Raw genomic sequence first — 11,954 nt, forward strand, 5'->3', positions numbered from 1 at the left:
CTTTCTAACCCATCCAACTTTACCTACTGGTGGGCAGGCCTTGCCCATCGGTGGGGCCAAAACCAGCCGAGCAGGCTCGCACTCAGCGGCGCTTGCCGCGAAGTATCCTGCGCAAACGGCCAATATAGTCAAAGATTCGTTTTTCAGCGCCGTGCTCGGTGGGCTCATAATATACGGTGCCCTCGAGCTCATCGGGCAGGTATTGTTGCTCCACTACCCCGCGCGGATCATCGTGGGGATAGGAATACCCCGTCGCATTTCCCAGCCGTTTTGCGCCCTCATAGTGCCCATCGCGCAGGTGCGGCGGCACGTGGCCGACCTTGCCGGCGGCGACATCGGCTTGTGCCTTAGTAATGGCAGCGATTACGGACGGCGATTTCGGCGCCGTCGCCAAGTGAATCGTTGCCTGCGCCAGCGGGATGCGCGCTTCAGGCAAACCGATCAGTTGTGCCGCCTCTGCGGCCGCGACTGCGACTTGCAAGGCCGTGGGATCAGCCATGCCAATATCCTCTGAGGCGTGAACCATCAGACGGCGGGCAATAAACCGCGGATCCTCGCCGGCCTCAACCATGCGCGCTAAATAGTGCAGCGCGGCATCGACATCAGAGCCGCGGATGGACTTGATGAAAGCGGATGTCACGTCGTAGTGCTGATCGCCGTCGCGGTCATAGCGCACCACCGCCCGATTCACGTTATCCGTAATCGTGGCCGCGGTGATCTCGCCTCCATCGTCAACTGCTTCCGCGGCCGCTTCGAGGTAGGTCAGACTGCGCCGAGCGTCGCCCCCAGAGAGCACGACGAGCTGGTTTAACGCCTCCTCAGTAATGGTCAAGTCGCGCTCCCCAAGCCCCCGGTCGCTGTCTAGGGCGCGGCGCGCTACGCCCTTAAGATCCTCCTCGCTCAGCGAGTGCAGTTGCAGGAGGAGCGAGCGGGACAGCAACGGCGAGACGACCGAGAAGGATGGGTTTTCGGTCGTCGCTGCAACGAGCAGGACCGTCCGGTTTTCCACCGCTGCCAGCAAGGCGTCCTGCTGGGTTTTGGAGAAGCGGTGCACCTCATCAATAAAAAGCACCGTTCTGCGGCCGTGGATGAGTTCCTGCCGGGCATGGGTAATGACTTCGCGCACCTGTTTTACCCCTGAATCAAGGGCGGAGAGACCAACAAAGTTTTGGCCCATCTGGCTCGCGATGAGCGAGGCAATCGTTGTCTTGCCGGTCCCGGGCGGACCATACAAAATGACCGAGGCCTCGCCGGATCCTTCGACCAAGCGGCGCAGCGGCTTGCCGGGAGCAAGGAGGTGGTCTTGTCCCACGACTTCTTCTAGGGTCTGTGGACGCATGCGCGCGGCCAAGGGCGAACCGGAGTGCGTGGCAAAGAGATTGGCCGTGGGAAAAGACGATGCCGAGCCATCGCCTCCCTTGCTGCCGCCAGCATTGGGAGAGGCACCGAAGAGAGAATCCTGGCTCATGTGGTTTTAGCTCCCCAGAAAGGTGTAGTGATTATTCGTCGTGAACGCGGCGGGCAACAAGGTTGCCAAATTCCGCGATTGCCGTACATGGTGCGGTTCCACACTGCGCGGCGTAGCGCGCGAGCGCGTCGAAGGTTTCATAGAGGTCTTGGCGGACCAATAGCTCGTCCTCGTTAAATGGCCCGCTGTCCGGCGGGCGCAGGATCGAGCGCTGCGGGTCGTGAACAATCTCTGCGTCCCCGCTAGCAAGGGCAACCAATCCCTCAATTCCCCCAGCGTGCATGGTAGTCACGCTAGACAGGGCCCAACCAATGAGGGAGGCGACGATAAGGCCGTGTAGCTCTTCTTCATCGGCAAAGCGCGGCCATACCTCAGATACTTCGCGCGACCATGCCGCGAGGAATGTATCCGCTTCCTTATCCGTGATTGGTTTAGAAAATAGGAACTGTGGGAAGCCCGCGATAACGCAGGCGACATCAAAGCCCACGTTCCTAAACCCCGCCCATTCATAGTCCAGGAAGTGCAGGCGCTTAGAAACGATGATGTTATCCGGCGAGAGATCGAAGGGAGTAAAGGCCCTATCCTTGCCGGAGGCGAGGGATTCGGCGGCTTGACCGGCCAAGCTGCGAAAACTCTCTGGGGCCTTGAGCCCTGCCTCATCAAGCAGGTTCAGCCCGATACCAATGGAACGATACAAGGACTGATCGCGCACGGATTGGTGATCGGCGTATTCCGGGTTATGCCGCAAGGTGCGATTCAGCAAGGTTTCGAAATCCCGCTCATGATCCGCGGTTCCTACGTGAATATGCCCCAATGCTGTGCCCAATGAACGCAGGATCCGAATGCGATCCTCATCGGAGGATTCCAAAAGCACGTCCGCGAGCGTTTCGGCCTCACCCAAATCCGTCAATACGATGATGCGACGGTCTAAATCGTGCGCGAGCAGCACCGGCCCTGGGCGCACGTCTTCTGCTAAAGCGGTGGTAAATTGGTAGGCCACGACCTCGCGCAGCATCGCTGCGTCATCAACGCCGTAGCCGGTTACTGGATTGTATTTGATAACCACAGAGCGATGCGGCAAAAAGGCGCTAGGGGCAACTTTCGCGCGCAGCACTAAGGCATTGCCGGATCCGCCTAAATCCTCAATATCCGACATTTCTGGCGTGCCACCAAAGCGGCGCGACAACATTTCCGATGCGGCACCAATGACCTGATCGGCCGAAAGCACTGTCTGTGTATCAACCATAGTTCTATCCAGTATGCCCGCCAACACAAAGCGGGGGCTACACCCTCGCCGCACAAGTGTCCGCTGCGGCGAGGGCGCGCGCCCCGCTTACCCTAAAAATGGTGTCGTGATAGCGAGCCTAAGAGCTAGTTGTCCTGCTCTGATTTCGCGGCCTTAGCCTCTTCGCCGTTCTTTTTCTTCTCCGGCTTGAAGTCCACGCCGGTCTCCTTGCGCTGTGCGGCGGGGATGGGCGCGGGGGCATCGGTAAGCGGATCCACGCCGCCACCGGACTTCGGGAAGGCAATCACGTCGCGGATGGAGTCAAAGCCTCCCAAGAGGGACACGATGCGGTCCCAGCCAAAGGCGATGCCGCCGTGTGGAGGTGCGCCGTAGGAGAAGGCATCGAGCAAGAAGCCGAACTTTTCTTGTGCTTCCTCATCGCCGATGCCCATGACCTCAAAGACGCGCTTTTGCACATCTTCTTGGTGGATACGGATGGAACCGCCGCCGATCTCGTTGCCGTTGCAGACGATGTCGTAGGCATAGGCCGTGGCCTCGCCCGGGTTCTCGTCAAAGGAATCGATCCACTCTGGCTTCGGCGAGGTAAAGGCGTGGTGCACCGCGGTCCACTTGGAGTGGCCCAAGGCAACGTCGCCGGAAGCGGTAGCATCGGCAGAAGGCTCAAAGAGCGGGGCGTCAACGACCCAGGTAAAGGCCCAGTCCCCTTCCTTGATGAGGTCGAGCTTCTTCGCGATTTCGCCGCGGGCCGCACCCAACAGCGCGCGGGAAGACTTGGTATCGCCGGCGGCGAAGAAGATGGCGTCACCGGGCTTTGCGCCAACGTGCTCGGCGATGCCCTCGCGCTCCGCGTCGGTGATGTTCTTGGCCACTGGCCCGCCCAGGGTGCCATCTTCTGCGACGGTGATGTAGGCAAGGCCCTTGGCGCCGCGCTGCTTGGCCCAGTCCTGCCATGCATCGAACTGGCGGCGCGGCTGCGAAGCACCGCCGTCCATGACCACGGCACCGACGTATTCATTCTGGAAGACGCGGAAGGTGGTGTCCTTGAAGAACTCCGTGCACTCGACGATCTTGATGTCAAAGCGCAGATCCGGCTTATCGGAGCCGTAGTACTTCATGGCATCGGCATAGGTCATGCGCGGGATTGGGGTCTGAATGTCGTAGCCGATGAGCTTCCACAGCTCCTTGACAATCTCTTCACCAAGCGCAATGACATCGTCTTGATCCACGAAGGACATCTCCACGTCCAACTGGGTAAATTCCGGCTGGCGGTCGGCGCGGAAGTCCTCATCGCGGTAGCAGCGCGCGATCTGGTAGTAGCGCTCCATGCCGGCCACCATCAGCAGCTGCTTGAATAGCTGCGGCGACTGCGGCAGCGCGTACCAAGAACCCGGCTTCAGGCGAGCAGGGACCAAAAAGTCGCGCGCGCCCTCTGGGGTGGAACGGGTCAAGGTAGGGGTTTCGATTTCGGCGAAATCGTGCTTATCCAGCACGTTACGGGCCGCGCGGTTGGCAGCAGAGCGCAGACGCAGTGCCTTTGCCTGGCGCTCGCGGCGCAGATCCAAGTAGCGGTACTTCAGGCGGGTCTCCTCGCCTACCTCGCCAGAGGAGGAAGGATCATCTACCTGGAAGGGCAGCGCTGCGGATTTATTGAGCACCTCCAGGTCGGTCACGTTGACCTCGATGTCTCCGGAAGGCAGGTTCGGGTTTTCGGAGCCTTCTGGGCGCGGCTCCACCACGCCGGTTACCTTGACGCAGTATTCCGAACGCAGGTCGTGGGCGCGCTCTGCGACATCGGATTCACGGAAGACTACCTGGGCAATACCAGAACGATCGCGCAGGTCAATGAAGATGACGCCACCGTGATCACGGCGACGAGACACCCAACCGGTTAGGGTTACGGTCTCTTCTGCCAGTTCTTTGCGGAGCTCACCGGCCAAATGGGTACGCAGCACTATAATTCAATCCCTTCTAAAATGGAGTTACTTGCGGGTCCAGCCACGCGTAAACAGCGCGCGCCCAACCAAGCACAAGACTAGGAACTTGGCCAATTCTACATCCCACCGCTACTTCCGCTCCTATTAAGCCCAATTAATCCACAGCACACGGTCACGAGCCCAGTGCCACTGCCCGCCCCCGGAAAAGGAGTGCCCGCTGCGCACTGACGACGCTGAAAAGGTGTGGCACTATTTAGTCATGACATTTAAATCTGGTGCCGATTTTGATGGCCAGCGCGCAACCTCCGGCGGTGGCGGTGGCCTCGCAATAGGCGGCGGCGTCGGCTCCGTCGTACTGGTAGGGCTCTACCTCTTATTGGGAGGAAATCCCTCCGATATTGGCGCCCTCCTGGGCAATGAACAGTCACAATCCAGCACCCAATCTGGCACCGATGATTCTGCCTTCGATCACTGCCAAACGGCAGAGGACGGCAATAAATACGATGACTGCCGAGTGATGTTTACCGCCATGAGTGTGGATAACGTGTGGACCGCCGAGCTGCCAGAGCAAGCCGGCATTGAATACACCAACCCTGGCCGGGTGATTTTTAATGGCTCCACCAATTCCGGTTGCGGCACCGCATCTTCAGCCACCGGGCCGTTTTATTGCCCCGCCGATCAATCGGCATACTTCGACACCACGTTTTTTGATTCGCTGAGCAACTACGGTGCACACAATGCCCGTTCGCGCAAATGTACATTGTCGCCCACGAGTTTGGCCACCACATTCAGCAGCTTGAGGGCACGCTGCAGCTTTCTGACTATAACGACCCCGGCGCGGATTCCAATGCGGTAAAGATCGAGCTCCAGGCAGATTGCTACGCAGGTATTTGGGCTTCTCACGCGGATAAGGGCGAGGATGCTCTGCTTGAGCCGATTTCCCAACAGCAAGTTGCGGATGCGGTCACTGCGGCGCAGGCTGTGGGTGACGATAATATCCAGCGCCGTTCCACCGGCCAGGTTCAGCCCGATGCGTGGACGCACGGGTCTTCTGAGCAACGCCAGCAGGCGTTCCTTGCTGGTTATAATTCTGGCCGGATGGCTGAGTGCGACACCTTGGGGCGCGGGGTCTACCGCTAATTCCCCTTCTCCGCTTTACCCAATTGGGAACAATCTCCCCCCCTGCGTTGTTGACATGTCACGTACAATGATTATAAGCAGGAATCAAGGGTAGAAAGGGATATCATGCAATTCGGCATCTTTACGGTCGGAGACGTAACCACCGATCCAACGACGGGCGAAACCCCGTCTGAGGCGGAGCGAATCCGCAATATTACGGAAATCGCGCTCAAGGCAGAAGAAGTGGGTCTCGATGTCTTCGCGACAGGCGAGCACCACAATCCGCCCTTCGTTCCGTCTTCTCCGACGACCCACCTAGCCTACATCGCAGCGCAGACCGAGCGCTTGCAGCTTTCTACCTCCACGACGCTAATTACCACCAATGACCCGGTAAAGATCGCGGAAGATTACGCCTTTTTGCAGCACCTCTCTGGCGGCCGCGTGGACCTGATGATGGGACGCGGCAACACTGGCCCCGTCTACCCGTGGTTTGGCAAAGATATCCGCCAAGGCATCCCGTTGGCCGTGGAAAATTACCACTTGCTGCGCCGCCTGTGGCGGGAGAATAGCGTCAACTGGGAGGGCAAATTCCGCACCCCATTGCAGGCGTTTACCTCTACCCCGGCTCCCCTTGATGGCGTCCCGCCGTTTGTATGGCACGGCTCCATTCGCTCGACGCAGATTGCAGAACAAGCCGCCTATTACGGCGACGGATTCTTCCACAATAATATTTTCTGGAATCAAGAACACACAGCCAAGATGGTCAGCATGTATCGGCGCCGCTTTGCCTCTTATGGCCACGGCCAAGCCGACCAAGCCATCGTGGGGCTCGGCGGCCAGGTATTTATTGGCGATACTGAAGAGGAAGCAAAGAAGTTCTTCCGCCCGTACTTCGATAACGCACCCGTGTACGGGCACGGTCCGAGCCTTGAGGAATTTACCGATTACACCCCGCTGACCGTGGGCACTGCGGAGCAGGTTATTGAGCGCACCCTGAAATTTGCGGACTATGTGGGCGATTACCAACGCCAGCTTTTCCTCGTTGATCACGCGGGGCTGCCGCAAGAAGTGGTGCTCAAGCAGATAGAAATTCTTGGCACGCAAGTCGTCCCGGAGCTCCGTCGGCGCTTTGAGCAGCGACGACCAGACCATGTACCCTCAGATCCACCGACGCATGCCACGCTCAAGCAACACCCAGATTCCCCACACTTTCGCGTAAGCCCTGGAAAGGAGGACTAAGCAATGCGATCTTTGGTTGTCCTCACGGCCGGGCTCTCGGAGCCATCGTCTACCCGGCAATTAGCTGAAACTATTGCAGAAGCCACCGAAGCAAAGATTTCCGCGCGCGGAGAAGGCGTAAACACCCACATCATTGAGGTGCGCAGCCTTGCTTCTGAATTGGCAACGGCCATGACTAATTGGGCGGCCCCGACGCCCCAATTAGATGAAGCAAAAGAGCAGCTTTCTACGGCCGATGGTTTTATTGCCGTCACGCCAGCGTTCCAAGGAAGCTACTCCGGGCTGTTCAAAATGTTTTTTGATGTCTTGGATGCGCACGCCTTGGAGGAGCTGCCCACTATCGTGGCCGCTACGGGCGGTTCACCGCGCCACGCGCTCATATTGGACTATGCGCTGCGCCCCCTATTGAATTACCTGCACGCCCACGTCGTTCCGACCGGCATTTTCCAGGCAACTGAGGATTTGGGGACCGCCGAGGGCACGCGCATTCGCAGCCGCATCGAGCGTGCCGCCACGCAGCTTGCGGATCAGATGATCCGGCCCACGGATCGGGTTGCCGGGCTTGCCGATGCCCCCAAACCCAGCCCCCATTCTCGCCCTACTGGAATCGGAGCGGACGAGGAATTCCTGCCGTTTGAACAGATTTTGTCCCAATACGACGGAAAGCACTAGCGCCGCAATACCTATCGCATATTCTAAAATTGATACATGTCACATATTTCTCTACGCTTGAATTTTAGAATGTTCGACTCGGATCCCCGCGCCTGAGAAAATCTCTTTTTCATGCTCTTGGATTGTTAACTCTCTTGCAACGAAGAAAGGTTTCTTAAGGCTTTCACCATGACTATTAGCGTTACTGACATTTTCGCCATCGGCATCGGTCCATCCTCTTCGCACACGGTTGGACCGATGCGCGCCGCGAAGCAATTTCTAGAATCCCTCGATACCCACCCCGCCCGCGTATCTGCGGAACTGCGCGGTTCGCTGTCCGCCACCGGACGCGGCCACGCCTCTGACCGCGCCGTCATTCTGGGACTCGCCGGCTGGGAGCCGCTGACCGTTCCTATCGATGCCGAGCCGCAAGCCGGCGGCACAATCCCCAGCGAAGGCACCATTTCTGGCCCTTCTGGCAGCGTCGACTACGAAATCACCTTTGACAACGAGCCACTGCCCCAGCACCCCAATGGCATGATCTTCCAGGCCTGGGATGCAGATGGCAATATCCTTGCTGAAGATGAACAGTACTTCTCCGTCGGCGGCGGCTTCATCCTCTCCCGCAAAGAGCTCGATGCAGAGGTCGCCGATAGCCACGAAGTGCCCGCCGGCGTTGCCGCAGCAACCGTAGAAGACACCGTGCCATATGAGTTCACCACCGGCGAAGAACTGCTCAACCTCTGCGAGGCCAACGACAAAGATATTTGGGAAATTGTCCTCGCCAATGAGGAAGTACTTCACAAGGACGAAGGCGGCGCGGATTTTGTCCTGCGCCATTTGGACCTCGTATGGGACATCATGCGCGAATGCGTGACCGATGGTATTTCCACCAAGGGCATCTTGCCCGGTGGCCTCCGGGTACCGCGGCGCGCCCCCAAGATGTATGCGCAGCTGCTCGAGCAGAAAAATGACCCACACTCTGGCTTCTCCGCCATGGAATGGGTCAATCTCTTCGCCTTAGCGGTCAACGAGCAAAACGCCGCGGGCGGCCGCGTTATTACCGCGCCCACCAACGGCGCCTGCGGCATCATTCCCGCAGTGCTGCACTATGCGCGCGACTTCCATGGTGGCTTCTGCCGTGAATCCGCACGCCGTTACCTGCTCACCGCAGGCGCAATCGGCATGATCATCAAACAGAACGCCTCCATTTCCGGCGCCGAAGTGGGATGCCAGGGCGAAGTCGGCTCCGCCTCATCCATGTCCGCTGCGGGAATGGCAGCACTCCTTGGTGCGACCCCCGCCCAAGTGGAAAATGCGGCAGAGATCGCCCTTGAGCACAACCTCGGCCTTACCTGTGACCCGGTCGGCGGACTAGTGCAGATCCCTTGTATTGAGCGCAACGCCATCGGCGCGGTGAAATCCATTAACGCCGCCCGCATGGCAATGATGGGCGAAGGCACCCACCACGTCACCCTGGATAACGCCGTACAAACCATGGCAGATACGGGCCGCGATATGCTCTCCAAGTACAAGGAGACCTCCCTCGGCGGCTTGGCTAAGACGATGGGCTTTAGCGTTTCCCAAGTGGAGTGCTAATCAGTTAAAAACACACAAAAGGGGGGCACCGAATTTAATCGGTGCCCCCCTTTTTTTACTCCTGCGTTTAGCTTTCTAGATCCCGTCCTAAAATGGCAACCAGCTGCGATAGCTCAACATCGCGTTGCTCGTGGGCCGCCAAGTCCTTCACCGCAACGGTACCGTTTTCTAGTTCTTGATCTCCCAGGACCAGAGCAAAGCGCGCGCCCGCGCGGTCAGCGCCCTTCATCGCGCCCTTGAGGCCGCGATCACCAAAGGACATATCCGCCGCGATTCCCGCCTTGCGCAGGTCATTGATGATGCCGGTCATGCGGCGCTTGGCCGCTGTACCCAAGGCAATGCCATAGACATCCACGCGGGAATCACTGCCTTCTAAGGTGATTCCCTCAGCTTCTAGGGCGAGGATGGCGCGGTCAACGCCGAGGCCATAGCCGATGCCCGAGAGATCTTGCCCGCCAAGCTGCGCCATCAGGCCGTCGTAGCGGCCGCCGCCGCCAATACCGGATTGCGCACCCAGGCCATCGTGGACGAATTCAAAGCAAGTCTTGGTGTAGTAGTCCAAGCCGCGCACCATACGGGGGTTGATTTCGTACGCCACGCCCATATCCTCCAGCATGCCGGTTACGGTCTCAAAGTGCTCGCGGCACTCGGCATCGAGGTAATCGAGCATCAAGGGGGCATCGGCAAGCTGCTCCTGCATATCCGGGCGCTTATCGTCTAAGACACGCAAGGGGTTGATCTCCGCGCGGCGGCGGGTTTCCTCATCAATGTCCAGCTTGAACAGGAATTCCTGCAGCTTTTCGCGGTAGGCGGGCCGACAATTCCGGTCGCCCAAGCTGGTCAATTCCAGGCGGAACCCGCTCAGCCCCAGGGCCCTGTAGGAGCGATCCGCCAGTGCGATGACCTCAGCATCAAGTGCTGGATCGTCAACGCCAATAGCTTCCACGCCAACCTGCTGAAGCTGGCGGTAGCGCCCCGCCTGCGGGCGCTCATAGCGGAAGAACGGACCACTGTAGTTCAGCTTTACCGGCAGCTGACCGCGATCCAAATTGTGTTGGATGACCGAGCGCATAACGCCCGCAGTTCCCTCCGGGCGCAAGGTCACAGAGCGATCGCCGCGATCTGCAAAGGTGTACATCTCTTTGGAGACCACGTCGGTAGATTCGCCCACGCCGCGGGCAAAAAGCGCGGTATCTTCAAAAATGGGCAATTCAATGTGCTGAAAGCCGGAAAGATGCGCCTGTTCCACCATGGTCTGGCGGACCTTATAAAAAGTCGCAGACTCTGGTGGGTAATAATCTGGCACACCCTTCGGTGCGGACAGTGCCTGGAACCGCTTCTCTTCACTCATGGTCACTAGAGTACCCCATGGGATTTTCGCAGGAATGGGTTGGTCGCCCTCTCCTCACGCATGGTCGAGGTTGGGCCGTGGCCGGGAAAAATGTCCAGCTCATCGTCTAAATCCCACACCGGGCCCGCCAATGAATCAAGCATGGCCTGTGGATTAGAATCCGGAAGATCGACGCGCCCCATTCCCCCCGGCAAAAAGTACGTCACCGGTAAGGGCAAAAGTATCCGAAAAGATCAATACGCACCCCGGCGAATGTCCAGGGGCGTGTTGGAGGGTAAATGTATTCCCGATTAGCTCCAGTTCTTCCCCACCGTGGAGTTCGCGGAGATTGGCAATGGGTACCATGCTCGAGGCTTGGAATAGCTCCTGCACCGGGGCAGAGACGCCCTCCCCAGAATCCAACATGAACCTATCTGCGGGATGAATATAAACGGGGATATCGAGCTTTTGTGCCAAGTCCCCGGCCTCGCGGGTGTGGTCAATGTGCCCGTGCGTGAGCACGATGGCTTCATAGTCATAGTCGTGCGCCAGAACCCTCGACATGGAATCCATGCCCGGATCCACGATGAAAGCGCGCTTTCCCTCCGCCACGATATAGGTATTTGTGCGAAATGGGCCTGCAGTAAATCCTTGAACGTCCATGGCTCAAGTCTAACGAGAACCGCTCCTTGAGCACCCCGCACGTATCAGCCTTCTTGATCCAAGGCCGCGCAAGCATGCAAAAAGCACCCAGCCTTCGCGCCCACAACCACGGTGGGTTATGGGGAAAGGCTGGGTGCTGGATTTAAAGATCCTGCCAGCTTAAAGCTTTATTGCAGGGCTGCAAGAGCCTTGTCGTAGTCCGGCTCAGTGGTTACCTCCGGCACCAACTCGTTGTAAATGACCTTGTGGTCAGCGTCGGTGACTACAACGGAGCGTGCCAATAGGCCCTTGAGTGGGGAGCCTTGCAAGGTCACGCCGAACTTCTCGCCAAAATCGGAGCGGAAATCGGAGGCGGTGTCCACATTTTCAATGCCCTCTGCGGCGCAGAAACGATCCAGCGCGAAGGGAAGGTCGCGGGAGACAGACAAGACAACGGTGTTGTCCAGGCCCGCGGCCTTCTCGTTAAAGGTGCGCAGCTGCTGCTGGCACACGCCGGTATCGATGGAAGGGAAAATCGAGATAACGAGGCGCTTGCCCTCGAAATCCTTATTGGTGACCTCAGAAAGGTCGGTGCCAACGAGGGTGAACTCTGGGATGGACTCCCCTACTGCGGGAAGTTCACCAGCGGTTTGGGTAGGTTCGTCAGAAAATTTAACTTCAGCCATGGCCCCGAGCGTACTGATACTTTTGCTTCCCCGCTATAGC

8 protein-coding genes and 2 pseudogenes are annotated in these 11,954 nt (G+C 58.5%); 4 read left to right on the forward strand and 6 right to left on the reverse strand.

The annotated features are described in order from the left end of the window. Window positions 1–82 precede the first annotated feature (82 nt). From ABRP66_RS04665 to aspS, 3 genes are all read right to left on the reverse strand, one after another. Complete coding sequence (locus ABRP66_RS04665; protein ID WP_284853212.1) at window positions 83–1,468, reverse strand: replication-associated recombination protein A; 1,386 nt, start codon at window positions 1,466–1,468, stop codon at window positions 83–85. A gap of 31 nt (window positions 1,469–1,499) precedes the next feature. Continuing rightward, the gene (locus ABRP66_RS04670; RefSeq protein ID WP_349838396.1) at window positions 1,500–2,714 is read right to left on the reverse strand and encodes a phosphotransferase family protein; all 1,215 of its coding nucleotides are present in this window, start codon (window positions 2,712–2,714) and stop codon (window positions 1,500–1,502) included. A 125-nt stretch (window positions 2,715–2,839) separates the two neighbouring features. Next, complete coding sequence (aspS, locus tag ABRP66_RS04675; protein ID WP_349838397.1) at window positions 2,840–4,666, reverse strand: aspartate--tRNA ligase; 1,827 nt, start codon at window positions 4,664–4,666, stop codon at window positions 2,840–2,842. 241 nt (window positions 4,667–4,907) lie between these two features. On the opposite strand from aspS, the pseudogene ypfJ reads away from it, so the two are divergent. From ypfJ to ABRP66_RS04695, 4 genes and pseudogenes are all read left to right on the forward strand, one after another. Beyond that, window positions 4,908–5,788, forward strand: a pseudogene (gene ypfJ / locus ABRP66_RS04680) (KPN_02809 family neutral zinc metallopeptidase). A 105-nt stretch (window positions 5,789–5,893) separates the two neighbouring features. Next, on the forward strand, window positions 5,894–7,006 hold the full coding sequence (locus tag ABRP66_RS04685; protein ID WP_284769721.1) for an LLM class flavin-dependent oxidoreductase: 1,113 nt from the start codon (window positions 5,894–5,896) through the stop codon (window positions 7,004–7,006). 3 nt (window positions 7,007–7,009) lie between these two features. Next, a complete protein-coding gene (locus tag ABRP66_RS04690; protein WP_349838398.1) occupies window positions 7,010–7,678 on the forward strand; it encodes an FMN reductase in 669 nt (222 codons plus the stop codon). Window positions 7,679–7,846: 168 nt separating this feature from the next. Then, the gene (locus ABRP66_RS04695) at window positions 7,847–9,256 is read left to right on the forward strand and encodes an L-serine ammonia-lyase (RefSeq protein WP_284784204.1); all 1,410 of its coding nucleotides are present in this window, start codon (window positions 7,847–7,849) and stop codon (window positions 9,254–9,256) included. A 67-nt stretch (window positions 9,257–9,323) separates the two neighbouring features. Here the strand turns inward: ABRP66_RS04695 and hisS are convergent, their stop codons facing one another. The 3 genes and pseudogenes from hisS to tpx all read right to left on the reverse strand — a co-directional run bounded on the left by hisS (window position 9,324) and on the right by tpx (window position 11,914). After that, window positions 9,324–10,607, reverse strand: a complete 1,284-nt coding sequence (hisS, locus tag ABRP66_RS04700; RefSeq protein ID WP_284782037.1) for a histidine--tRNA ligase — start codon at window positions 10,605–10,607, stop codon at window positions 9,324–9,326. A gap of 5 nt (window positions 10,608–10,612) precedes the next feature. Next, window positions 10,613–11,249, reverse strand: a pseudogene (locus ABRP66_RS04705) (MBL fold metallo-hydrolase). A gap of 167 nt (window positions 11,250–11,416) precedes the next feature. Next, window positions 11,417–11,914: a thiol peroxidase gene (gene tpx, locus ABRP66_RS04710; protein WP_284769716.1), complete on the reverse strand. Its 498-nt coding sequence runs from the start codon at window positions 11,912–11,914 to the stop codon at window positions 11,417–11,419. Window positions 11,915–11,954 lie beyond the last annotated feature (40 nt).

The sequence above is a fragment of the Corynebacterium sp. KPL2680 genome (genome assembly GCF_040225675.1).
GTDB classification, from domain to species: domain Bacteria; phylum Actinomycetota; class Actinomycetes; order Mycobacteriales; family Mycobacteriaceae; genus Corynebacterium; species Corynebacterium rhinophilum.